This is a genomic window from Mucilaginibacter robiniae, assembly GCF_012849215.1.
Classification (GTDB): Bacteria; Bacteroidota; Bacteroidia; order Sphingobacteriales; family Sphingobacteriaceae; genus Mucilaginibacter; species Mucilaginibacter robiniae.
In genome coordinates this window covers 2,354,632-2,378,726 of the sequence record NZ_CP051682.1, presented here as the reverse complement: position 1 = coordinate 2,378,726, position 24,095 = coordinate 2,354,632, and the positions used below count along the sequence as shown (strand labels likewise).

At 43.2% G+C, this 24,095-nt stretch carries 20 protein-coding genes, 1 pseudogene and 1 riboswitch; of the genes and pseudogenes, 13 read left to right on the top strand and 8 right to left on the bottom strand.

Translation table 11 applies throughout. The features are described from left to right. Positions 1 to 29: 29 nt before the first annotated feature. Positions 30 to 139, bottom strand: a riboswitch (SAM riboswitch). Positions 140 to 295: 156 nt separating this feature from the next. The 4 genes from HH214_RS10655 to murQ form a co-directional block, all read right to left on the bottom strand. Then, a complete protein-coding gene (locus tag HH214_RS10655) occupies positions 296 to 982 on the bottom strand; it encodes an OmpW/AlkL family protein (RefSeq protein WP_169607526.1) in 687 nt (228 codons plus the stop codon). A 262-nt stretch (positions 983 to 1,244) separates the two neighbouring features. Next, positions 1,245 to 1,976, bottom strand: a complete 732-nt coding sequence (locus HH214_RS10650) for a Bax inhibitor-1/YccA family protein (protein ID WP_169607524.1) — start codon at positions 1,974 to 1,976, stop codon at positions 1,245 to 1,247. 69 nt (positions 1,977 to 2,045) lie between these two features. Then, complete coding sequence (locus HH214_RS10645) at positions 2,046 to 2,612, bottom strand: hypothetical protein (RefSeq protein ID WP_169607522.1); 567 nt, start codon at positions 2,610 to 2,612, stop codon at positions 2,046 to 2,048. Positions 2,613 to 2,760: 148 nt separating this feature from the next. Then, positions 2,761 to 3,573, bottom strand: a complete 813-nt coding sequence (gene murQ / locus HH214_RS10640; protein ID WP_169607520.1) for an N-acetylmuramic acid 6-phosphate etherase — start codon at positions 3,571 to 3,573, stop codon at positions 2,761 to 2,763. A 95-nt stretch (positions 3,574 to 3,668) separates the two neighbouring features. On the opposite strand from murQ, the gene HH214_RS10635 reads away from it, so the two are divergent. From HH214_RS10635 to HH214_RS10620, 4 genes are all read left to right on the top strand, one after another. Continuing rightward, positions 3,669 to 5,267, top strand: a complete 1,599-nt coding sequence (locus tag HH214_RS10635; RefSeq protein ID WP_169607518.1) for a S41 family peptidase — start codon at positions 3,669 to 3,671, stop codon at positions 5,265 to 5,267. Positions 5,268 to 5,494: 227 nt separating this feature from the next. Further along, positions 5,495 to 7,063 (top strand): M20/M25/M40 family metallo-hydrolase, encoded by a 1,569-nt coding sequence (locus HH214_RS10630; protein WP_169607516.1) that lies wholly within the window; start codon positions 5,495 to 5,497, stop codon positions 7,061 to 7,063. A gap of 260 nt (positions 7,064 to 7,323) precedes the next feature. Next, positions 7,324 to 8,331, top strand: a complete 1,008-nt coding sequence (locus HH214_RS10625) for a hypothetical protein (protein ID WP_169607514.1) — start codon at positions 7,324 to 7,326, stop codon at positions 8,329 to 8,331. 261 nt (positions 8,332 to 8,592) lie between these two features. Continuing rightward, positions 8,593 to 9,060 (top strand): hypothetical protein, encoded by a 468-nt coding sequence (locus HH214_RS10620; protein ID WP_211166356.1) that lies wholly within the window; start codon positions 8,593 to 8,595, stop codon positions 9,058 to 9,060. A 177-nt stretch (positions 9,061 to 9,237) separates the two neighbouring features. On the opposite strand, the gene HH214_RS10615 is transcribed toward HH214_RS10620, so the two are convergent. Next, positions 9,238 to 9,843, bottom strand: a complete 606-nt coding sequence (locus HH214_RS10615; protein ID WP_169607511.1) for a hypothetical protein — start codon at positions 9,841 to 9,843, stop codon at positions 9,238 to 9,240. A gap of 505 nt (positions 9,844 to 10,348) precedes the next feature. On the opposite strand from HH214_RS10615, the gene HH214_RS10610 reads away from it, so the two are divergent. From HH214_RS10610 to HH214_RS10585, 6 genes and pseudogenes are all read left to right on the top strand, one after another. Continuing rightward, positions 10,349 to 12,160, top strand: a complete 1,812-nt coding sequence (locus HH214_RS10610; RefSeq protein ID WP_248282260.1) for a M1 family metallopeptidase — start codon at positions 10,349 to 10,351, stop codon at positions 12,158 to 12,160. A 202-nt stretch (positions 12,161 to 12,362) separates the two neighbouring features. After that, positions 12,363 to 12,710 (top strand): hypothetical protein, encoded by a 348-nt coding sequence (locus tag HH214_RS10605; protein ID WP_169607507.1) that lies wholly within the window; start codon positions 12,363 to 12,365, stop codon positions 12,708 to 12,710. Positions 12,711 to 12,927: 217 nt separating this feature from the next. Then, positions 12,928 to 13,617: an SIR2 family NAD-dependent protein deacylase gene (locus HH214_RS10600; protein WP_169607505.1), complete on the top strand. Its 690-nt coding sequence runs from the start codon at positions 12,928 to 12,930 to the stop codon at positions 13,615 to 13,617. Positions 13,618 to 13,726: 109 nt separating this feature from the next. Further along, the gene (locus HH214_RS10595) at positions 13,727 to 14,365 is read left to right on the top strand and encodes an energy transducer TonB (protein WP_169607503.1); all 639 of its coding nucleotides are present in this window, start codon (positions 13,727 to 13,729) and stop codon (positions 14,363 to 14,365) included. Between the two features lie 125 nt (positions 14,366 to 14,490). Continuing rightward, a complete protein-coding gene (locus tag HH214_RS10590; protein WP_169607501.1) occupies positions 14,491 to 16,074 on the top strand; it encodes a M1 family metallopeptidase in 1,584 nt (527 codons plus the stop codon). A gap of 373 nt (positions 16,075 to 16,447) precedes the next feature. Next, positions 16,448 to 17,500, top strand: a pseudogene (locus tag HH214_RS10585) (YifB family Mg chelatase-like AAA ATPase); the annotation flags it as partial. Here the strand turns inward: HH214_RS10585 and HH214_RS10580 are convergent. The 3 genes from HH214_RS10580 to HH214_RS10570 form a co-directional block, all read right to left on the bottom strand. Beyond that, positions 17,475 to 18,965 (bottom strand): recombinase family protein, encoded by a 1,491-nt coding sequence (locus HH214_RS10580; protein ID WP_169607499.1) that lies wholly within the window; start codon positions 18,963 to 18,965, stop codon positions 17,475 to 17,477. The pseudogene HH214_RS10585 and the gene HH214_RS10580 overlap by 26 nt on opposite strands. Before the next feature lie 103 nt (positions 18,966 to 19,068). After that, entirely contained in the window at positions 19,069 to 19,437 is a 369-nt protein-coding gene (locus HH214_RS10575) for a hypothetical protein (protein ID WP_169607497.1), read from the bottom strand. A 70-nt stretch (positions 19,438 to 19,507) separates the two neighbouring features. Further along, on the bottom strand, positions 19,508 to 19,807 hold the full coding sequence (locus tag HH214_RS10570; protein WP_169607495.1) for a hypothetical protein: 300 nt from the start codon (positions 19,805 to 19,807) through the stop codon (positions 19,508 to 19,510). 111 nt (positions 19,808 to 19,918) lie between these two features. Between HH214_RS10570 and HH214_RS10565 the strand changes: the two genes are divergently transcribed. From HH214_RS10565 to HH214_RS10555, 3 genes are all read left to right on the top strand, one after another. After that, the gene (locus HH214_RS10565; RefSeq protein ID WP_248282259.1) at positions 19,919 to 22,690 is read left to right on the top strand and encodes an error-prone DNA polymerase; all 2,772 of its coding nucleotides are present in this window, start codon (positions 19,919 to 19,921) and stop codon (positions 22,688 to 22,690) included. Positions 22,691 to 22,760: 70 nt separating this feature from the next. Beyond that, on the top strand, positions 22,761 to 23,264 hold the full coding sequence (locus HH214_RS10560) for a helix-turn-helix transcriptional regulator (RefSeq protein ID WP_169607494.1): 504 nt from the start codon (positions 22,761 to 22,763) through the stop codon (positions 23,262 to 23,264). 53 nt (positions 23,265 to 23,317) lie between these two features. After that, positions 23,318 to 23,926 carry a nucleotidyl transferase AbiEii/AbiGii toxin family protein gene (locus tag HH214_RS10555; RefSeq protein ID WP_248282258.1) on the top strand — a complete coding sequence of 203 codons (609 nt, stop codon included), beginning with the start codon at positions 23,318 to 23,320 and terminating at the stop codon, positions 23,924 to 23,926. The last annotated feature ends 169 nt before the right edge of the window (positions 23,927 to 24,095 follow it).

Here is a 24,095-nt window from a genome sequence, read left to right as displayed (position 1 = left end):
AAAGTCGGTTTTAATTGGATTTTGACTTTTGCTTATCTGTCCGGCATCTGTTTAAAATGCCGAGTAGAATGTAGCACCTTGTAAGCACAGGTTGCTAAGATTTCGCAGGGTCCAGTCCCTCCATCTTTCTCTATAAGCAGTACAAAATTGCATAATAAAGCCGTTAATTGCAAGTGCCAAGTTAGTGTGTGTGTAATTAAGACGTAAATAATTACTGCTGTAAGCTTATATGCAAAAAGCCGCTTTAACTATGTTAAAACGGCTTCAAAACTAAAAACACGAGGCAAAACAAGCTTTAAAAACGATGACCGATACCAATGCCGATTACCCACGGCCTTATTTTAACATCGGCATTTATATTTTGCAGTACCGGAGCCAGCGCCTGGTTACCGGCGGGAGTAAGGTTTGAGGCATCAACAGTAACGTTGGTTGACAGGAACAGCTTCTTTACATCAACATTCAAAAACACTTTTTTGCTGATATCTACATCAAAGCCCAGTTGGGCAGCAAAGGCCGCTTTATTTTTATAATCAATATTTTGCACCACCGGGCCTTTATCGGCATTGTAAAAGAAGGTGTAATTAATACCAGCACCAGCATAAGGTTTAAAAATTGTACCGGTAGGTAAGTGATATTGCAGCGTAAGGGTAGGTGGCAACAACCATACCTTACCCAAATTAACATCGGCAGTACCGGCATCAATAGCTGATAAATCTGATGCACGGGTGCTTACTTTATGCCTTGCCGTTCCTAATATTAATTCGGCTGAAAAGTTGTTGGCGAAAAAGTAAGTAAAATCCAGTTCGGGAACATACGAATTACTCAGGTTGATACCACCACCTATTACACCAATGGTAGCGCTCTCTTGGGGTATAATGCCAATGGCGCGCAGGCGTATATCTAATTCATTTTTGTGTTGTGAAAAGCAGGTAAGTCCGGCTAGCAGAAACAGGCATAGCAAAGATAATTTTAAGGTTTTCATGATACATTTAATGTTGAATGATGGGTCAAATGTATCTGGAGGATAACCGCGCTCTATTGATGAGAAACAGGTATTGAAATAACGTCTGTCATTGCAAAACTCTCCCAAAAGTTGTAAATGCAAGCCGTTTTGAAATCAGTTAATAGCTTGTAAATAGTCCTAATTTATAACTAGAGATAAGCTTAATAATCAAGTATCTGCTTTAATAAAAAAGCCCCTTGAAGGTTCATTCAAGGAGCTTTGAAAAGATATTATACGTGTATTATTTTCTTCTGCCAAACAAACGCAGCAGATATAAAAACAGGTTAATAAAATCTAAATACAAGGTTAAAGCACCTATAATAGCCAGTTTGCCAGCAGGCGTATCTTGGTATTGCATGCTTTGGCCCATTAACTTAATGCGTTGTACATCATAAGCGGTTAAGCCTACAAACACAATTACACCAATGTAAGTAATTGCTTTATCCAAATGCAGGCCAGGGAAGAACATATTAAGTACGGAAGCGATAATTAATGCAAAAAGCCCCATTATCATTAAAGAACCGAACTTGGTAAGATCCTGGTTAGTGGTGTAACCGGCTACTGCCATAATACCAAACACTACAGATGCAGTAATAAAAACGCCTACTACTGATGCCGCTGTATAGGCCAGCAGTATAAAGCTTAAACTAGCACCCATTAATGCCGAAAAAGCAATAAACAGTACAGCCAGCACCGGCTGCGAAATACGGTTTAAGCCAAACGACATAATCATCACAAAGATGAAAGGCGCAAACATAATTACAGTGCCTAAGCCTGTGCTGTGAAAAGTTACAGGGTCAATAAGCAAAGTAAGGAACTGTGGAGTAGTGAACAGATAAGCTACTACGGCTGATATAGCTAACCCTGCAAACATCCACATAAATACGTTAGCCATGAACTTGCGGGAGGTACCCACTTCGTTGTTCAACTGGATAACGTCTTTGTATTCGTAATCAAATTTTCTGGTTTCCATTTCTAAATTAATTAGCGTAAAGGTATAAAGTTTTTATACAATTATTAGACAGTTAAAAGGCTGTAAAGTTTAAGTAAGCCTACGCATTAATTGTTCTTCTACCCGTTCAAAAACTTGCAACGGTTTTAAGGTGCGCCAGCTGAAATCATCCAGTCCGCCGCCAAAGTTGATGTAGTAGTCAATGTTGTTTTGCTTAAATTCGCGTATTACATGCTCCCTAAAGTTCACACCGGCAATCCAGCCGTCTTCCACCTCCTGAAACCACTCTTCGTAGTAACAATCATCGGATGAATGAAAATTCAGTACATTTTCACCAATCAGCACAAATTTGTTGATGCCTTCATCTATCATCAGCTCCATAATTTCACGCTTCATCAGCATAATATCATTGTTAATGGCATCGTTCCATTCGCCAATAAATTCAATAATAACGTAGCCCCGATCATAGTCGGCAAACAACACTTTCATGTACAACGTGTTGGACCCGAACGAATCCCACTGCGGGTGCAGCAAATAATTGTACACCTGCTTATCATACTCAAACTCATTATACTCTGTAGCATAAAAAGGTGAATGCTCATCCTCAGCCGCTACATAATCATCTCTCCACCTGTAGTATGGTTCTATCTCGTGCATTTTTATTATGGTGCGAAAGGCAGATGTTCTTTTATGCAGCGCCTGTATATGCTGCCTATTAGTACATCGCCTATCTAATTTAATACTTTTTCTTCAATTCAATCTTCTCTTTATAATATGCACATACACAGTTTTTACGGTTGGCACATTACTTACTTTGCTGATAAGCTTCTACCGCCTTGCGCACGCTGCCATGTTGTTGCAATAGGTTGGCGGCCGTTTGTTCATTCAGGCCGGTTTCCTGCATAATCATGCGCGTACCGCGATCAACCAGCTTATGGTTAGTTAACTGCATATCCACCATTTTATTACCCTTTACACGACCCAGTTGTATCATTACCGCAGTGCTCAGCATGTTTAAAACCAGCTTTTGCGCGGTGCCAGCTTTCAAGCGGGTTGAACCTGTTACAAACTCTGGCCCGGTAACTACTTCAACCGGGTATTGTGCCTCGGCGGCTACAAGGCTGCCCGCATTGCAAACAATGCATCCCGTTACCAATCCGTGCTGCTGAGCCGTCTTTAAACCGCCAATTACATAAGGTGTACGGCCTGATGCTGCAATACCTACCAGCACATCTTTATCCGTAATATTATAAGCTAATAAATCTTTCCAGGCTTGTTCAGCATCATCTTCGGCAAACTCAACCGCTTTTCGGATGGCACTGTCACCACCAGCTATAATACCTACTACCCAGTCAAAGGGTACACCAAAGGTGGGCGGGCACTCCGAAGCATCTACCACACCTAACCGGCCGCTGGTACCGGCACCAATGTAAAACAAGCGGCCGCCAGCTTTCATTTTTTCTACTGCGGCTGTTACCAGCTTTTCCAGTTGTGGCAGGGCCTTTTCTACCGCATCCGGAACGGTTCTATCTTCCTGGTTCATGTGCTGTAAAAGCGCAGATACCGGCAGCGTTTCCAGGTGACTATAGTGTGATTCTTTTTCGGTGGTATTGTCCATTTTTATTATTACAAATGTGTAGCAAAATTCGTTAAAAATCCGTCAACATCAAGTAAAGGGTAACCATTCAATGCTTATTTTTGTTGCCAGTTGCTATGAAACAAACCGCTACCATCATCTTCCGTTCAGTGATTTTATTACTTGCCGGTATGGCTATTGGTTTGCTTATCGGCAACCGTCATTCAGACGTTGAAGATGCTGATTTACCCGCACCTGGCACTCACAAACTTGATCGTGTAATGCAACTGGTTCGCAAAAAATATGTAGACACCATTGATGCCGACAGTGTAGAAGGCGTAACCATCAATAACTTGCTGCAAAAACTCGATCCGCATTCTACCTACCTGCGCCAGCAACAGGCCCAATCATTAACTGAAAAGCTGCAAGGTAGCTTTGATGGTATCGGCATTGAATCACAACTGCTACGCGATACGCTTTTTGTAACCCAGGTATTACGTGGGGGTCCTGCAGCCAAGGCGGGTTTACCAAACGGTTCGCGCATTATCACTATCAACAATCGGCCATTTTCGGGAACACACTTAACTACCGACCGGGTAAGTGAAGCTTTTGAAGGCAAGAATGATACAGGTTTAGATTTAGGCGTTTTAACCGGATCGGGCAACAAAATTAACAGCTACCACATTATGCGTGGCCACATTAGCCTGAGTAGCTTAGATGCGGCCTACCTGACTGAACCAGGAGTGGCTTATATAAAAATCAGCAAGTTTGGTGCAGCTACTGATGATGACTTTAAAACAGCTATGCAGAAGCTGAAAACCAATGGCATGAAAAAGCTGGTGATGGATTTGCGCGGTAATGGTGGTGGTTACCTGAATACCGCTACTGCACTGGCCGACGAGTTTTTACCTAAAGGCAAGTTGATTGTTTATACCCAGGGCCTGCACGACCCGCGCACCGATTACTTTGCTACTGATTCTGGTGTGTTTGAGCAAGGCAAGCTGGCGGTGTTGATTGATGAGCATTCGGCATCGGCCAGTGAAATACTAGCGGGTGCCTTACAAGATCTGGACCGTGCTATTATTGTAGGTCGGCGTTCGTTTGGTAAAGGCTTGGTACAGGAACAATTTCCCTTTGAAGATGGATCAGCTTTAAACTTAACTGTGGCACGCTATTATACGCCCTCAGGCCGCAGTATTCAGAAATCCTACAAAAACGGAGCGGAGAGCTATCGTAATGATTTGAATAACCGTTTGCAAAAAGGAGAGCTGTACACTGCTGAAAACAATATTGAAGATAGTACGGCTTTCAACCTTTCGGCACCATATCATACCGAAAGCGGCAAAAAGGTATATGGCGGTGGCGGCATTATGCCCGACATTTTTGTGCCCGAAGATGCAGCAATAAACAGCTTGCTGATACAAGATCTTAACCGGAACTTTTTATTTACTGCTTACGTGCTCGATCATATGCAACCGCTGCTTAAAGCTTACAACAATGCGGTTGATTTTAACAGCAATTACAATGTAAGCGATGATGAGCTTACCCATTTCATTGTATATGCTTCCGGTACCCTGAAAGAAATGGATTCGCACGAAATTAATGTAGCACGAAGCTATATGAAGCTTTTGCTGAAAGCTCATGCAGGCCGGTTTAAATGGGGTAATGAGGTATTTTACCAGATTATGAACCGTAATGATGAGGCTATAAAAAAAGCCATAGCAGCACTGGGATAACTGGTTATTAAAAGCTATTAATGCTCAAAACATCCGCTTCTAGCCATCACAATAGTGGCAGTTCTTACAAAGAACATAAAATCACTATGCTTTTTCTTCAATTAACTGTTCGGATTTTATAAAAAATTAATAAAAGCAGCCTTTTGTAACAAGATTATTCATTTATGTGCCAGATTATTGCATTATAAATCAATAAGTTTGTTCATCCCTAATCAAAACAATAAGGCATGAAGAAAAATTTACTCCTATCCGCGCTTTTTTTATCCAGCATGGGCTTTTCAGCCTTGGCACAAGAAAAAGTTGACCAAGCCGCGATGCAAAAAATTCGCGAAGAAGGGTTGAACCATTCGCAGGTCATGGAAACTGCTTTTTACTTAACGGATGTAGCTGGTCCAAGGCTATCAGGCTCACCAGGTTTAAAGCGTGCACAAACCTGGGCAGTTGATAAACTGAAAAGCTGGGGCTTTTCGAACGTAAAGCTCGAACCCTGGGGCAAGTTTGGCAAAGGCTGGGAAGTACAAAAAAACTATGCGGCCATCACTGTTCCTTACTACCATGCTATTATTGCCGTTCCTAAAGCTTGGACACCTGGCACCAACGGACCGATTAAAGGTGATGTAGTACTGTTAAAAGCAGATACCGTAACTGACTTAGCGCAATATAAAGGCAAACTTGCCGGTAAAATAGTAATTTATGATACCCAAGCTACCTTAGCCTCTGGCACACAACCTGATTTTAAACGCTACACCGATGAGCAACTTACTGAAATGGCTAATGCTACCGCTCAGCCCAATGGTCAGCGCCCTGGTTCGGGTGGAAACCCGCAAATGGCTACCATGATGGCCGCTCGTCGCCGGGCTATGGCCATGCGTGGTGCAATCAACACCTTCCTGAAAGGTGAAAATGTAGCTTTAGTATTAAGCCAGGCACGTGGTACGGATGGTACTGTATTTACCACCAATGGCGCTTCGTATGCTGATACGGCTAAAGCGGTAGCTCCTGAACTGGAAACCAGTGGTGAAGATTATCTGCGCATTGTACGCCTGCTGAAAGCCGGCCAAAAAGTACAGATGGAAGCTGACGTTAAAACCCAATTTTTTACCGATGATGAAAACGGCTACAACGTGATAGCTGAAATACCAGGCACCGACAAAAAGTTGAAAGACCAGGTAGTAATGCTGGGCGGTCACTTCGACTCTTGGCATGGAGCTACCGGTGCTACCGATAATGCCGCCGGAAGTGCCGTAATGATTGAAGCTTTGCGCATATTGAAAGCTAGCGGCTTAAAACCTAAACGTACCATCCGTTTGGCTTTATGGAGTTCGGAAGAGCAAGGCTTGTTTGGTTCGCGCAATTATGTGGCTAACCATTATGGCAATGTTAAAGACGGCTATAAACCAGAGCAAGCGAAAGTTTCGGCTTACTACAACCTGGATAATGGTACCGGCAAAATACGCGGTGTGTATTTGCAAGGCAACGAAGCTATTGGCCCTATTTTTAAAGCTTGGTTAGAGCCGCTTAAAGATTTAGGTGCTACTACCGTTACCATCCGCAACACCGGCAGTACCGATCACGTATCGTTTGATGGCGTAGGCATTCCGGGCTTCCAGTTTATTCAGGATTCAATGGATTATGGTACACGTACCCACCACAGTAACCAGGATACTTATGACCGCCTGGTAGCTGATGATTTGAAAGAAGCTGCTACGGTTGTAGCTGCCTTTGTATATAACAGCTCTGAACGTCCGGATATGTTGCCTCGTAAAGAAGCACCTAAACCAGCCGGCACTAACTAATAAACAATTTTAATCTGTGATACGTAAGCGGCTTATCTGAAAGGATAGCCGCTTTTTTATTGGGAAAATAGGGAGAATGTACATGTATTTATGTTTAACAAGGTGAACGTTCATAAACAGCATGAACGCTAATATTTTTTGCACAAACTATACTAAAAAACAAAGCAACAACCGTAATTTGCCTCTCTTTTGGCCTGTGTGATGATTGTTTAAATCACTACTGTTCATCGCACAGCAAAAAACTTATATTGAATAGAGAAATGATACTGGGTTTAATACTACTAACGCCGCCTGCCAGCCTGGGTGATGAGGATTTTGCATATTTTAAGTACAGCGGTAAGCTGGTGGCTTCTGGTTATTTAGATGCCCGAAAAGCGGCCCTGGCCTTACAGGGTATTGATGAAGTGATGCGCTTTTTCATCATCCAACAAAACAAGGCGCTTATTCAGTATGACTTTGATATTCCTATTCAGCTACGCAGAGGTAGTTGGGAAGCTGTTATTCCGCAAGGATTTGGCGAGTGGCTAAGCGCCGTTACCGATACTTCTGATAGTACCACTACCCATACTTTGGCCGATCAGGAGTTTAAAGAAGTGCGGACCAAAAACGTGGTGAAAGCAGCTATCAAATCCATCAAGTGGGTATTGCAGATCAGTAAGCACATGGGTTCGTTAAGTATCCGAAAGTTTAAGTCCGTTAAGTTTGAAGGCGCTGAAAAGCCAGAAGTTCCGATGATTGGGCTGGAAAATGGCAGGGGAGAAGTGTTGTACGTGCCGGAAGAATATCTGGAAATGTACCGCAACTGCCCAGACAGCCTCTTTGATAAGCTGATGCAGATTGTAGAGCAAGGCCGCGAATTTGAAGTAGGTTTTAGCTCGGCAGTTGCACTGGATAAAGACGATGTGAATGCGCGCATAACCATTAGCATTGATGAAAAGTACATTTTTACAGAAGAAGAAAGCGAAGAAACCGTCTTATTCCCAGAGTGGAAACATGGCGATGTAGTGACCCTGGAAGGCCACATTACCCGGGGTAATGAAAAGGCGAATACTATCGGCTTTTTATTTGACGGTCATGTTATTACCTGTAGTCCGTTAAACGGCAACATTACCGATTACAAGAATGTGCTATTCACCAACTGCCTGATGCGGGGCGAAGTTGACCGTTCCGGTCAGCACAACTTCGGTAATGAAAAGCGCCCGCATATTAAGTTTAGCTCTTTGAAAGGCTTGTCGAACCCGAATGTGCAATTGACGTTGTTTGGGTAGACAAGGCCGATAAGTCTAAGCATCGTTGCAGTATAATCAACCAAAATACTTTTGTAGTCTCCGCAGGGTCTCTCGATAGAAGCCCCTGCGTTGTCAGTACCGCCTATGCTATTAGCATTCAAACTTCATTTCTAACACATGGCTACTCGAACCCGCCACACCTTAACCGAAGCTACTTAGTTTATCACTTTTACCTGCTACAATTGGCTGCCCTTATTTTCTATAACTAAATCATATGATTTAATATATAACTGGCTAAAGTTGATTCGAGAAAAACATCAGGATCATACTTGTGGGTTTGTGATTATGCCTAATCATGTACACTTACTCTTGTACTTTGATGATAATCAAGTAAACCTTAACACGATGATAGCAAATGGTAAACGCTTCATGGCTTATGAACTGATTAAACGGCTACAAAGCAACCAACATCTCGAAATACTTGCTCAACTCGCCCAAAGTTGTACAGTTAAAGAAAAAGCTAAAAGTCAGTTAAACAAAGCTTTTGAACCATCATTTGATGCCAAACCCATTTATACCTATGCCTTTTTACAGCAAAAGCTGGATTACATTCATCATAATCCAGTAAGTGGTAAATGGAACTTATGTACATCATACACCAACTATCCGCATAGCAGTGCCGCTTGGTATATGGATGGAAAACCGCATGAGCAGCTTATGATTACAGATTATCGGGAACTAGGCTGGGCAGATACTTGGATTACTTGAAAGGTGTTGAGCGTACAACGCAGGGTCCTCTATCGAGAGACCCTGCAGAGACAGAATATAAAAAACGGTCGAACCTATAGGTTCGACCGATAAATTTAGTCTGTTAATAAGAAGTGTTACTTCTCAATTACAATGATGTCCATAGCCTTGTAACTTGATTTGATTATTTAACGTATGTTAGGGAATAATAGTTTTGTTCTCTGGAGAAGTTTCAATTATTTTACAACTATTACCAGTATAAAATCTTCCGTCAACTACTTTAGTTGAATGAAGGTATATAACCTGAACGACTTTTGCAAATCCAGTTAGAGAATGTTTTGCCATTACTTCGCATATAATGAATTTATCGTTTTGAAAAGCATTCTTTATGTTTTCTTCAGTTGAGAACTGTGCAGCGTAATCTGTGCGTGTTGTTAAAGATTTGTCTCCCTGTAAAATATTTTGTAAATAATGTTTCCTATTGAATTTTGCTAAAGTTCGCGTTTCTGAACCTAAAAACTTAATAACCGTTCTATGGATATCATTTCCATTAGTATTAGGTAATTGTCTGCATATATATGCAGTAACTTTAACATCATAAAGTTTAAAAAAGGGCGATTTATTGATTACTTTAAAATTATACATACGCCGATCTTTACCCATCCAATTAACATAATGACAAGATATTTTATCGGATAGAACAATTCTAGGCTTTAATGAATATAAAATTAATAAAAAAATTGATGAGGAGATTAATCCGGATATAACGCCCTGAAAAATAGAGTTTTGTAATAAGTGATTCACGTTTGGTTAGTAAGAAACACAATTATACTAAAATGTTAATTGATCACCCAAATATAACTGCTTGTTTTTTGGGATTAAAATCCTGACTTATACCTTGATAAGAACAGGGTAATACTTACAATATTATTTTTTGAACTCGTGCTGAGTAATGCAGGGTCCTCTATCGAGAGACCCTGCGGAGACAATAATAGTTTTGTTTATTATGAATTATAATATAAGATTACTAGCGTTACCACTTAAACGTCATCTCCGTACCAGCAGGGTCTCTCGATAGAGGACCCTGCATTACTAGCACGAACCCTCACATCAAAATAATACAACATAGCCATTCTATTTTCGCAGGGCCGCTCGTTAGAAGACCCTGCGCCACCAGCATAAACTTCACATCAAAATACATTCATCAGCGTAATTCCCCATTTCCCGCTCTTCTTACCTATATTAGCTTTATTTAATTGTTCCCTCGATGTTAAAACATTTGTTCGTCTCTGCTTTTTTGAGTGCTGTTATGCTACAGGCTCATGCACAAACTTTAAGTATGCCGCCCGAAGTAGCGGCGGCTTATCAGAAAGGTACCCGTTCCATGAACGGTCAGCCAGGTAAAAACTACTGGCAAAATACAGGTCGGTATGATATTGCAGTTAGCATGACGCCGCCCAACAACCGCATTGATGGAGTAGAACATATTACTTACTTCAATAACAGTCCGGATGCTTTACGCAGCCTGAACATGAAACTGATTGTCAACGTTCATCGGGCTGGCCGAAATAGCAATCCGGAATCAGGCATTCAGGTAGATGATTTTCAGGTTAACGGTACCAAAGCCACCTGGGATAACAATGCCGCAACTACAACCAATTATAAAGTTAACCTGAGTAAACCGCTGCAACCGCGTGATTCGGTAAAGCTGGATATTACCTGGCATTATGCCTTATCCCGAACTGAGGGCCGTGATGGAGTTATTGATTCCACTACTTTTTACCTGGCTTATTTTTACCCGCGAGTATCCGTATATGATGATTACAAAGGTTGGGATACCCAGCCACACACCGGCGGACTAGAGTTTTACAATGATTTTAATGATTACAATTTAAAAGTAACCGTACCTAAAAACTATATTGTTTGGGCTACGGGTACGCTGCAAAACCCGTCACAGGTTTTACAGCCCGAAGCGGTACAAAAGCTGCAAGCTTCCTTCACCAGCGATTCTACCATCCACATTGCTACGGCGCAAGATTTAACCCATAAAAACATTACGGCACAAAATGAAACCAATACCTGGGTGTGGACTGCGCATCACATCAGCGACATGACGGTAGGCGTGAGCGACCATTATGATTGGGATGCGGCCAGCGTGTTGGTTGATGATAAAACCAACCGCAGGGCCAGTATGCAGGCGGCCTTTCCTGACGCGTCGGAAGATTTTCATCATTCCGTACAATTTGGTCGATACTCGTTAGGTTGGTTTTCGCATAACTGGCCGGGTGTGCCGTACCCTTTTGAAAAATCAACTGCTTTTCAGGGCTTTGCTGATATGGAGTACCCGATGATGATTAATGACAGCCATGAAACCGACCTGGGCTTTGCCGAGCTGGTGCAAGATCATGAACAGGCACATACTTATTTTCCGTTTTATATGGGCATTAACGAAAGTCGTTACGCCTTTATGGACGAAGGCTGGGCTACTACTTTTGAATACTTGATTGGTATTACCGAAAAAGGTAAAAAAGCAGCTGATGAGTTTTACAAGCAGTTTCGGGTAACCCGCTGGATACATCAGCCGCATACCCAGGAAAATCCAGTTATTACGCCATCTCCCGACGTTACTTATGGTTCGGGCGACAATGCTTATGGTAAGCCTTCATTAAGCTACTTGGCATTAAAAGATATGCTGGGCGATGAGTTATTTAAAAAAGCGCTGCACACCTACATGGACAACTGGAACGGCAAACACCCTATTCCGTGGGATTACTTTAATTCGATGAGCAGTGGATCGGGTAAAAACCTGAATTGGTTTTTCTACAACTGGTTCTTTACCCCATCTTATATTGATTTAGGATTAGAAAAAGTAGTACAAAAGGGTAACAATGCCACCTTATCCATCAAAAATATTGGCGGCTTTGCCATTCCGTTTGATGTGAATGTAACTTATGCTGATGGTACTGCCGACACGATCCACCAGACCCCAATAGTTTGGGAAAAGAACCAGCAACAAATAACGTTAAGAGTCAAAACTGAAAAACAGGTAAAAGCCATTACACTGGATGGCGGCATATTCATGGATGCCGACGAAAAGAATAATACCTGGACAGCGCAGTAAAAAATTGTTATCTCAACTTGCGCTCGTTAAAACGAGTGCAAGTTTGAGCTTAAAAGTCTTTTTAACTCAAGTTCTACTGTGATTGATGAATTCATAGATCTAGTATATGCAAGTATAAGCACATCAAAATGGTATTAGCTACTACACTAAGGCTAGAGCTAAAAATTATAGGGAGCTTTAACATCTAACCAGTAATATTTTTATGCTAGTAGATCATTTAATTGTTGGAGCTTTAGCAGCGATCATATTTTCATTTATCTATTTCATTTCGATAGCGCCTCTACTTAAGCGTAGGTTTTTGAAAAAACATGGTGTTAAAGTTGTTGCCGAAATTAAATATTTAGAAAAGACAGGTTATAATATGGGTAGTGGTAGTATTAAAGAACCGGTATGGCGCATAGAGTTACTTTATAGCTATGCTAACAAAACCTATACTGTTTCAAAAAACAAAGGCTTTTCTAAAAGCAGTTCTCTGCCCAAAGTAGGAAGTTCGATAACAATTCTTATCGATCCTCAAAAACCAACCTATTTTCTTATGCCTCCATATTAAGATATTTGATAATTTATCTATTTTATCTTCTAATCCAACTATACTATTGCAAAATACTTACTGACAAAACAATGCCACCACTGCCAATGGTTTGTCAGTGTTACAGGGTGTTACACCCTGTAACATGTAACACTTGTAACAGGTGAAATTAATGGTGATTCAGACTCATCTACTTTATTACACCTGAACTAAATACCTTTGTAAAAACATCATCCCTATGCAAAAAATTGTCATCCTCACTGGTGCAGGCATTAGTGCCGAAAGTGGCTTGAAAACCTTTCGCGACAGCGACGGCTTATGGGAAGGTTATGATATTGAAGAAGTAGCTACGCCTCAAGCCTGGCAGCGTAACCCGGCTTTGGTGCAGGACTTTTATAATCAGCGCCGCAAATCGGTACTGGAAGCAAAACCAAACGCGGCTCACCTGGCGCTGGTACAGTTAGAAGAAAAGTATGAGGTAACCATCATCACCCAGAATATTGATGATTTACACGAGCGCGCATGTTCCAGCCATGTGGTGCATCTGCATGGTATTATTACCCGATCACAATCCAGTCTTAACCCTGAGCTTACCTACCCGCTGGAAGGGTGGGAAATACCCATGAATGCAGTATGTGAATTAGGATCGCCGTTGCGCCCGCATGTGGTTTGGTTTGGTGAAGCTGTTCCCATGATTGAAACCGCTGCTGCTATTTGCGCCACGGCTGATGTTTTTGTTATTATTGGTACCTCACTAGCCGTGTATCCTGCTGCTGGCTTAGGTGATTTTGTACCCCGTACCGCCAAGCGCTACATTGTTGACCGCCATATACCTGACGTACGCAATAGCCACAGGTTTCAAAAAATTGAAGAGCCGGCCACTATCGGGGTACCTATGCTTGTTGATAAGCTTTTGGCTTCAGCTTGATATTTGCAAATATGGGCTGCAACTTCATGTTTTTTTGAAAGAACACTTGCATTAACTAACTGTTTAGTTTTATATTTACTAAATCTTTAGTTCATCAAAGCTTACAGATATGAAAACATTAACTTTAAAGCCCGTTGCTACCTTTTCTTACAGAAGAATACTAGGAGTTATTACCTTGATTCTGCTGCCTCTTTTAAGCCATGCACAATCAGGTAATAATGATAAAATTTACATCGCCGTTCAGCAGTCTCCAGTGTTTCCGGGAGGGATGGATAAATTTTACACGTATTTAGCCCAAACTATACATTACCCCGCTGCCGATCGCAACAAGAACATTCAAGGGCGAGTAATTGCTACTTTCGTGGTTGAAAAAGATGGTTCGTTATCCAATATCAAAGCCTTAAAAGGTCCGAGTGCCAGTCTAAATACAGAAGCTACCAGGGCACTAGCCTCATCTCCGCATTGGATACCTGGTATGCAAAATCATAAAAAAGTACGTGTACAATACACAGTGCCCATTATGTTTACGTTGGATGGCAATAAGCCAGCATATGGGCAGGCGCAACAACCAACAGTAACTAAATCATTATACCTGGTAAACGGCGTAAAAACCAGCGTAAACGATTTCAATAAAATACCTACCTCACGTATGGCCAGCATGAAGGTATTAAGTGGTAAAGAAGCTGCTGCTAAATACGGTGAATCAGGTAAAAACGGCGTGGTTGAAGTCACAACCAAAGGCCGATAAATTCATAAAACTTTTAAACCTATTCCTTACACTCAAGCTTTAAGCAAACATACTTGCGGGTATGCATTAAAGTTGATATTTTGAAGCCGTCTTACATGTAGTAAGTCGGCTTTTATTTTTATCTAATGCGTGCTGCTCGCTTTTACTGTTTTCTTGTTACGCTGATCTGTTTTTCGCAAGCTCAGGCTCAATCATTAAACTCGTTTTTTGATGTATTACATTATCGCTATGCCTTGCAGCTTAATGATGCTAATAACAGCATTAAAGGTCAGGCAACTATTACTTTAAAAACGCTGAATGACAAAGCATCAATTGCTCTGGATCTGGTCAAAAAAAACAGTACCGGCAAAGGGATGCTGGTAAGCGGCGTAAAAGAAAATGGCAAAACGATCAAGTTTATGCAGGATAGTGATCAGCTTTTGCTTTACACTTCCGTAAAGCGCCAAACCACACATACTTATACCATAACTTACGAGGGTATACCCGCTGATGGCCTAATTATCTCGACCAACAAATACCATCACCGTACCTTTTTTGGCGATAACTGGCCCAACCGCACCCATAACTGGTTGCCATGCGCTGATTATCCAAGCGATAAAGCTACTGTAGAGTTCTTTGTTACGGCACCTAACCATTACCAGGTAGTAGCCAACGGATTGAAGGTTAAGGAAACCTTACTGCCACACCAGTTAAAACTTACTCATTGGAACGAGAAAGTACCTGTACCCCCTTACGTAATGGTAATTGGTGTAGCTAATTTTGCTATTAACCAGTCGGGCACTGTTAATGGTATTCCGGTGTACTCATATGTGTTTCCGGAAGAAGCCAAAACTGGTTTTCAGGATTATGCCATGGCTAAAGAGATATTGCCTTTTTACATACAACATATTGGCCCTTATGCTTACGAGAAATTAGCTAACGTACAATCCAAAACCATATTTGGTGGTATGGAGAATGCCAGTGCCATTTTCTATTTTGAAAATTCGGTAGGCGACCGCGACGTTGAAAGTTTACTGGCGCATGAAATTGCCCACCAGTGGTTCGGTGATGCGGTTACCGAAAAAACCTGGCCGCACCTATGGCTTAGCGAAGGTTTTGCCACGTACCTAACCGATTGCTACCTGGAAAGTAAATATGGTGCAGATACCCTGAACAAACGTTTGATACAAGAACGCAATAAAATCTTTGCTTTTGAAAAGCGTCGTTTTACACCCGTAATTGATACAACGGTGACTCGCAATTATACCCAGTTACTGAACGCCAACAGCTATGAAAAAGGCAGCTGGATCATACACATGATGCGCCGCCAAATGGGCGATCAGCATTTCTGGTCAGGTTTGCGCCGCTATTACGTACGCTACAAAAACGGTAATGCTACCAGCAATGATTTGTGGCAGATTATGGAAACCGAAAGCAGACGCGATTTAACCCCCATATTCAAACAGTGGTTAACTCAGCCTGGTCACCCGCAACTGGCGTTTAACTGGCATTACGATGAAGCCAAAAAACAGCTGCAAATTAAAATTACACAGCAGCAAAAAAATTTATTCAGCTTCCCGTTAGATTATCTAGTAGATGGCCAGTTCCAGCAAGTAGATGTTAAAGACCGGGAAACCACCATCCTGTTACCGCTAGATAAAAAAGCTTACAAAGTTGTAGCAGATCCGTATGTTAATTTACTAGGCGAAGTAGAAATAAAGGAAATGTAACAACTCATTATTTTAATTCCTCGTCGTCGTGTCTATACCCTTGCCATTGCCTATGTACTCACAGGCAATCTAATTAATAATAAAAGAAGAGTAACCTTTACACTAAGTACATTATGTTGTCTGTGAGGACACAACAACGGCGAAAGGTGCTGTGCTCTGAATTAATAAAAGAGTTCTTAATACTTGCTTGCTACTGTCTGTATCCTTACAGTTAAAACTCGCTTGTTAGTCATACTAAACACCGAGCAACTCCGCTAACCTAAATAAAGCATTTTACGTATAATGCTACAAGGCTATTACAGTGTAATAACCTTGTGTTCGGTCATTTTGGAAACTTTATCTTTCAACCTTCAACTAAACAACTTTTATCACCTTGTTAGTAAAAACCTTTGGCAGCGCAGTTTATGGCATTGAGGCTACCACCATTACGGTAGAAGTAAATATTGCTGCTGGTACTAAATATTTTATTGTAGGCTTACCTGATGTAGCCATTAAAGAAAGCTATTTCCGTATAGAATCAGCCCTAAAAAACTGTAATTACCGAATGCCCCGGCAGCAGGTAGTAGTTAACATGGCTCCAGCCGATATTCGTAAAGAAGGCTCAGCTTATGACCTAACCATTGCTACCGGCATTCTGGCAGCATCAAGCCAGATAGAAGCTGAAAATTTGGATAAATACATCATTATGGGCGAGCTATCATTGGATGGTGGTTTGCAGCCTATTAAAGGTGCTTTACCCATTGCTATACAGGCCCGTAAAGAAGGGTTCAAAGGTTTTATCCTCCCTAAGCAAAATGCCCGTGAAGCTGCCATTGTAAATGATTTGGAAGTGTATGGCGTAGAAAGCATTCGTGAAATAGTTGATTTCTTTAATGGCGATCAACAGCTCGAACGTACTGTTGTAAATACCCGCGAGGAGTTTTATAACAGCTTGAGTAATTACGCCAGTGATTTCAGTGAGGTAAAAGGGCAAGAGAATATTAAACGTGCACTGGAAATTGCTGCCGCTGGTGGTCATAATGTAATATTGATTGGTCCGCCAGGAGCTGGTAAAACCATGTTAGCTAAACGTATGCCTTCCATTATGCCGCCGTTGAGCATCCATGAATCGCTCGAAACTACTAAAATACACTCGGTAGCCGGAAAGCTGGCTGCTGCCGATGCATTAGTAACTACCCGTCCGTTCCGTGCTCCGCATCATACCATCAGCGATGTGGCTTTGGTAGGTGGGGGAGGTAATCCGCAACCCGGCGAAATATCACTAGCCCATAATGGCGTGTTATTTCTGGATGAGTTACCTGAATTTAAACGCAGCGTGCTGGAGGTAATGCGTCAGCCGTTGGAAGAACGCCGGGTAACCATATCACGCGCCCGTTTGACGGTTGATTTTCCTTCCAGCTTTATGTTGGTAGCTTCCATGAACCCATGAATTGATGTTGACTTGTTAGTTTTGAGGACGGAGAAAGGTGTAGAATTCCGACATCAATTGTGTCCTGACCGACGGTAATATATTCTGTAATGGTCTCAATAATAGCGCGTTTCTCAGGAAAAAGCATTTTGGTCCATGATTCATACAGGCCTTTGGCTTCTTTCAATACATGGTCAGTAGAATTAAGCTGTATACGTTCGAAGTCGATCTGTGCCTGGAGTTCAGGAATCGATTTATCAAGCTGATGAACCTGTGCAACAATTGGCTGATAAATCGCAGCAAAATGCTCCTTATCAAGGTCGCCGCTAACCCTTAGGGGAACCAGATCATCCATTTTTTTACGGAGTTGAGCACGCTTCTTCGTTGAGGTGGTCAGTAAGTATTCTTTTTCCGCGATAGCCTTTTCAAGTTCTTCGACATACATTTTGGGTTCAATATCGTTCAAATAGCCTTTGAGAACTTGCTGATAAATCTCATCCATATCGGCTACCTTCACATTGTTCTTGCAGTTTTTGCATGTGAATTTCTTGGCCGTACTAAATACATACATCGATGTTCCGCATGTGCATTTCACATATCCGGCTAAAAGATATTCTGATATTCTACCCTTTCTGGCACGCTTTGATAGTTGTTCTTCTAAGATGGCATTACACTTTTCCCATAGCTCTACCGAAATAATGGCCGCGCATGGAACTATAACCCATTCCTGTTGTGGTTTGGTAATCCATTGCTTACCCTCGCCAACGCTTTTGGTATGATTAGCAAGTCGTTGACCTTTAGCAGTCGTATCCCTTAATAACCTGTCGACTGTAGTGTCTGAAAAACGTGAGCCGTTCCGTGTTCGATGACCTAAGTCATTTAGTCTTTCAGCCGTCGTTTTCTTCCGTTGGCAATCCAGAAATATTTCATACATCAGCTTACGTACCGGAGCCTCTTTCTCGTCAATCACTATGTTTTTGTCGTGCCACTTATAGCCAAAACTAGCCTGTCCACCTAATGGTTTACCCATTTTAGCCCGTATGGGTACTGAAGCTGCTACACGACTGGATATTTCTTCCCGTTCCCATTCAGCCATTGCGGCGACTATGGTAAAGAATAACCGGCCAGCCGGCGTACTGGTGTCAATCTGTTCAGCCAGGGAAACCAAATCAGCTCCCTCTCGTCTAAAGATTTCCGCAAATTCAAGGAGTTCTTTAGTGCTACGGGCAAGGCGGGCAAGCTTGGAAAATACCAGACCCGTTATTCGCCCACTCCTTAAGTCTTGAAGCATCCGCTGCGCTTCCGGGTGATTCATGACGGTTTTCCCTGATACAGCCTCAAGCCGATAAACTTCCTCAACCTGCCAGTCCCTGGATTCTACATAATACCGTGCCCTCCGCTCGTGATGTTCCGGACTATCGTCCTTAACCTGCATGTCCGTGGAAACCCTTATCCAAATACCAACGCGCTTTTTATCTTCCATAATCTGGTGATCTTTGCCTAAATATAAAAATTACAAACTACTAAATCAAACTTTGGTTTAAATAATCGTCTGTTTGTCAAATGGTTAACAACTATAGTTACTTTTATTTCGAATGGTTTTTTTTCATGATGCTCTCGATAATAGCCTTCTTTATGTGAGCTTCCTCCTCGGTAACAATTAAGTAGTGTACAGTGACCCGATAGCTTTTAACGGAATCCTTGGTGATCTTTACTTTTCTAAAAGTAGGAGGTATTATTTCTTTCGAACGGTCGTTTGGTTCCTTATCGTTTATTAAGGATCGTTTTACTTTATTCTCCATTGGTGGCCATTGAATAAAATAGTTCAATGCCCATAGTGCAACCGCAATACGGGTCTCATTTGATTTCAAAAATTTCGCCCTTAATAGCGCAAGCGAAAGAAAAAATTGAGCAAAAAAGGAAGGTCCCGTACGCTCGCCGCCGGGACCTTCCAACCTAAACCTTATCACAATTGCGGGCTGAGGCCCGCATAAGGTTGTAAACTTATAAATTTTTTAATTGCCGTCAATAAAAATGACGGTTAAAAGCAGACGCACGCATGTAATCATTAAAACGCCGCTGGTATTCGCGTTCATCACTCATGCGTTTATAAAGCACGGCACACCGCCAGATACACAGCGTCCAGGTTAGCAGGGCCACGCCAAGACAGGTCAAGTTTTCTTTTTGTACTTCTGCTATCAATGGCTTAGCCGTTTGATGATGTGTTGGTGCCTGTATTTTGGCCTGCTTCTTTCCCAGAACGCCAAACAAGGCAAAAGTGGATATGAAACAGGCTGATATGACGTTGCGAACAATTGCTTTCATGATATTTTCGGTTATTTAAAGATACTAATTTAATTAGCAACTCCCGCTTGTTTTCAATTTATTTCGTAGATATTATTGCCATGACGGGCCTCTTGCACCCGCTCCCGAATCGTGTCTGTAATTTCGGAAAAAGGAATGCCATGGAAGGTAATCACTGAATTTTCGGTGTCTGTACGCCTGTTCCTGTTAAGTGAATTGGGGGTTCCATTAGTGCCCACCAATGACGTACATTATCATCACGTGTCACGGCGCGAACTTCAGGATATCCTGACCTGCATCCGGGAAAAATGCACCATTTTCAATGCGGGCTATAAGCTTCATCAGAACGCAGAACGGCACCTGAAAGAAAAGGTCGAGATGGAGCGGTTGTTCCGCAATTACCCGGAAGCAATCAGTAATACAAGGATCATTGCCGATGCCTGCAAGTTCGATCTTAAATCGCTGAAATATAAATATCCCAGTGAGTTGACCACCGAGGGGCGTACGCCGATGCAGCAGTTGGAATACCTGACATGGAAAGGTGCGAATAGCTTCTACGGCGATAATATACCCCTAAAAGTCAAAGAAGCGATTGAAGACGAACTGGAGATCATTGCGGAGCTGGACGTACCCGATTATTTTTTGACGGTAGAGGATTACGTCACCTGGGCACGTAAACAAGGGATCCTTTGCCAGGGACGTGGCTCGGCAGCAAATTCCGCAGTATGCTTCGTGCTCGGCATCACCTCAGTACCTCCTGATAAGTCCAACTTACTCTTTGCCCGTTTCCTATCGAAAGAACGTAATGAGCCGCCAGATATTGATGTGGACTTTGAGCACGAGCGGCGGGAAGAGGTGATCCAGTATGTTTATAACCGCTTTGGACGCGACCGGGCGGCGATCCTGCCCACCGTATTCATGCTCCATTACAAAGGAGCGGTCAACGACGTCGGCCGTGCCATGGGGCTCTCCGCCGATGTGGTCAAACAATTGTCGGACGCTTACGGCAATCTTACCGATGAGGAAATTACAGCGGAGCAACTGGATGCGTTAGGACTGAATCACCAAGATCCGCATTTGCTCAAGGTGATAGAACTCACTTCCCAGCTGATCGGCTTTCCCCGGCAGCTCGGGCAGCATACGGGCGGCTTTGTCATTACGGACGGTAAGCTTAGCGACCTGTGCCCGATCTTCCACGCCCGGATGGAAAACCGGACCAATATTGAATGGAACAAGGATGACATCGACGCGTTGGGTTTTATGAAGGTGGATATCCTGGCTTTAGGGATGCTGACCTGTATCCGCAAAGCTTTTGATCTGGTGCAAAGCCATTATGGAAAAACCCTTACCCTGGCTAACATCCCTGAGGACGACCCCAAAGTTTATGAAATGATTACCGCAGCGGATACGCTCGGCGTATTCCAGATCGAGAGCCGGGCGCAGATGTCCATGCTGCCGCGCATGAAACCCACCTGCTTTTATGACCTGGTTATCGAAGTGGCTATTGTACGGCCAGGTCCTATCCAAGGCGATATGGTACACCCATACATCAGGCGGCGGAACGGCGAGGAAGACGTCGATTATCCCTCCGAGGAAATACGGTCTATCCTGGAGCGAACCTTGGGCGTACCGCTTTTTCAGGAACAGGCGATGGAATTGGCTATTGTCGCTGCCGGCTTTACGCCGGGCGAAGCCGATCTGCTGCGAAGAACAATGGCCACTTTTAAGTTTAACGGAATGGTCAGCAAGTTCGAGCAAAAACTGATCAACGGGATGACCTCCCGCGGCTACAGTGAGGAATACGCCCGCCGTATTTTTAAACAGCTGGAAGGTTTTGGCAGTTACGGATTCCCGGAAAGTCATGCAGCCAGTTTTGCCCTGCTGGTTTATGTTTCCTGCTGGTTGAAGTTTTATTATCCCGAAGTGTTTGCCACGGCGTTACTCAACAGCCAGCCCATAGGCTTTTATCAGCCCGCTCAGATCGTCGGTAACGCCCGGGAACACGGCGTCAAAATGTTGCCTGTTGATGTGAATCGCTCACAATGGGATTATACGCTGGAGGCTAAGCAGGGGCAGTACTTTGCGATCCGTATAGGCTTTCGGGAAATCAGTGGCATCAGAGAAGATGAAATCGCTAAATTGGTAACAGGTCGGCTTAAACCTTACACTGCACCGCACCAGATCTGCGATGCCGGAGTGAGCGTTGCCACGATGGAAAAGCTCGCCAATGCCGATGCCTTCCGTTCCATGGACATGGACCGGCGCCAGGCGCTCTGGGAAGTCTCCACCCTGCATGACCGCCCGGTGCAGCTCATGCAAGGCCAGCCCTCACCAAGTGATTATGAACCGGAGGTTGTCCTCCCGACGCTGCGCTTGTCCGAACATGTGGTACAGGATTATGCCACGACCGGGCTTTCTATCAAGGGGCACCCACTCAGTTTTATCCGACACACTTTGGAGCTGTTGCATATCAGAACCGCGAAGGATACTAATCAAACGGAAAACAAAACGGTCATCAAAACCGCCGGCCTGATCCTAATCCGTCAGCGGCCCGGAACAGCCAAAGGTGTTTGCTTTATTACCCTGGAAGATGAGACCGGCACTACTAATTTGGTTGTGTTCCCGAAGCTTTTCGATAAATACCGTAAAGACATCCTGCATGCCCGTTTACTCATGGTAGAAGGCGTTGTCGAACGCACAGATGTTACCCATGTGATCGTCAGACGGATATTCGACATCACCAAACTTTTAGGGAACCTGACGGCTATCCGGAACGAAAAGCAACCGGTACTTACACTATCCCGGGCCGATGAGAAGGCCTCACCGTTTGTCCCGATGGACAAGCCGTTAAAAACCTGGCAGCAGCCGGAGGACAGTTTCCATAAAGGCCGAAACTTTAAATAATTATTGCATCGAATGATCAATTAATTTCTGAAAAGTTGAATAAAATAAACAAATCTGTTTATTTTTGAATATGGAGAAGTGGATTGAGAAATATTGTGGGATTCATCCCGGAGCCATTCTTGACCGGCAGCTCAAAAAAAGAAACCTGAAGCAAAATGCTTTTGCCAGGAATATTCACGTTCCTGCCCAGACCATCAATGCCATCATCAAAGGCAGCCGGAAAATGACGCCCGAAGTAGCCGTGAAAATTGATGAGGGGCTCGGATTCGAGGAAAGCACCATGGCCGTTCTGCAAGCACTATACGAAACGCGGCTGGTTAAGGACAAACTCCATAAAACTGACCATCCTGATTTTTCAAAGATCAGGAGGATTCTTTTTTGGGATACCGATTTCGCTAAGATCAATTGGCAGCAGCAAAGGAAAGCGGTTGTTCGCCGCGTATGGGAACGCGGCAACGAAGAAGAAAAACAGGAGATCAAGCGGTATTACGGAGCGGATATAGTGGATGCCATTATTAATCATACGAAAGCACATTCCCGCCAGCCTTCGTTTTTAAGACAAAAGACCAGTTGATGCTACACTGGGAAACAGTTTCGGATCGATTGCGCACAACCCTGCTTACCCTCATGAAGGGCGAGCTCTTAAAAGGCCACCGGCTCGTCGGGGGTACAGCTTTGAGCCTGTACTTAGGCCACCGCATGTCCGTTGACATCGACCTGTTCGCGGATGCCGGTGACTACGGGACGGTTGACTACAAAGCGATTGAGGCGTATTTGCAGGAAACCTTTCCCTTTGTAAGCGGTGATTTCGGCAACGACCCCGTATTTGGAAAATCCTACCTGGTTGGCGAGCATAAAGACGAAGTTGTCAAAGTGGATATTTATTATTCCAGTGAATCCTTTATGAACGAGGTGACGGAAGTGGATGATGTCCGCCTGGCATCAGTGGCAGACATTATCGCGATGAAAGTGGATGTTGTACAGCGAGGCGGCAGAAAAAAAGATTTCTGGGATTTACATGAGCTCCTGGAGCAATACAGCGTTAAACAAATGATCGATTTGCATGCGAAGGCTTATGAATGGACGCATAATGAACAACTTGTCTTTCAGAAGTTTACGGACTTTGAACAGGCTGACGAGGATTTTGACCCTATCTGTCTAAAAGAAAAGGAATGGCCTTTCATTAAGGAAGATTTCGAGGATGCCTTGGAAAGCTTCGCTCAGCCGCCTCTCTGACCATTGCCTTAAAAGCGACCGTTTTCGCATGAATCCTGGGCAAAAGCGCCCCGGAATTATGCCTGTTGCTTTTGTGAGTCAGTGCCTGAAAAAAATAAAGCGGAGTTCAGCTGAATTACCTATCGGTCTGCAATTTGCATAGGGAACCGGGCTTCCGCACGGGAATTTT

What these genes read in the sequence shown, in the direction of transcription:
- HH214_RS10605 (WP_169607507.1), top strand. Translation starts at nt 12,363, where the DNA reads ATGCTAGTAGATCATTTAATTGTTGGAGCTTTAGCAGCGATCATATTT.
- HH214_RS10630 (WP_169607516.1), top strand. Translation starts at nt 5,495, where the DNA reads ATGAAGAAAAATTTACTCCTATCCGCGCTTTTTTTATCCAGCATGGGC.
- HH214_RS10645 (WP_169607522.1), bottom strand. Translation starts at nt 2,612, where the DNA reads ATGCACGAGATAGAACCATACTACAGGTGGAGAGATGATTATGTAGCG.
- HH214_RS10580 (WP_169607499.1), bottom strand. Translation starts at nt 18,965, where the DNA reads ATGGAAGATAAAAAGCGCGTTGGTATTTGGATAAGGGTTTCCACGGAC.
- HH214_RS10625 (WP_169607514.1), top strand. Translation starts at nt 7,324, where the DNA reads ATGATACTGGGTTTAATACTACTAACGCCGCCTGCCAGCCTGGGTGAT.
- HH214_RS10610 (WP_248282260.1), top strand. Translation starts at nt 10,349, where the DNA reads ATGCTACAGGCTCATGCACAAACTTTAAGTATGCCGCCCGAAGTAGCG.
- HH214_RS10600 (WP_169607505.1), top strand. Translation starts at nt 12,928, where the DNA reads ATGCAAAAAATTGTCATCCTCACTGGTGCAGGCATTAGTGCCGAAAGT.
- HH214_RS10650 (WP_169607524.1), bottom strand. Translation starts at nt 1,976, where the DNA reads ATGGAAACCAGAAAATTTGATTACGAATACAAAGACGTTATCCAGTTG.
- HH214_RS10560 (WP_169607494.1), top strand. Translation starts at nt 22,761, where the DNA reads ATGGAGAAGTGGATTGAGAAATATTGTGGGATTCATCCCGGAGCCATT.
- HH214_RS10570 (WP_169607495.1), bottom strand. Translation starts at nt 19,807, where the DNA reads ATGAAAGCAATTGTTCGCAACGTCATATCAGCCTGTTTCATATCCACT.
- HH214_RS10590 (WP_169607501.1), top strand. Translation starts at nt 14,491, where the DNA reads ATGCGTGCTGCTCGCTTTTACTGTTTTCTTGTTACGCTGATCTGTTTT.
- murQ (WP_169607520.1), bottom strand. Translation starts at nt 3,573, where the DNA reads ATGGACAATACCACCGAAAAAGAATCACACTATAGTCACCTGGAAACG.
- HH214_RS10595 (WP_169607503.1), top strand. Translation starts at nt 13,727, where the DNA reads ATGAAAACATTAACTTTAAAGCCCGTTGCTACCTTTTCTTACAGAAGA.
- HH214_RS10635 (WP_169607518.1), top strand. Translation starts at nt 3,669, where the DNA reads ATGAAACAAACCGCTACCATCATCTTCCGTTCAGTGATTTTATTACTT.
- HH214_RS10655 (WP_169607526.1), bottom strand. Translation starts at nt 982, where the DNA reads ATGAAAACCTTAAAATTATCTTTGCTATGCCTGTTTCTGCTAGCCGGA.
- HH214_RS10555 (WP_248282258.1), top strand. Translation starts at nt 23,318, where the DNA reads ATGAAGGGCGAGCTCTTAAAAGGCCACCGGCTCGTCGGGGGTACAGCT.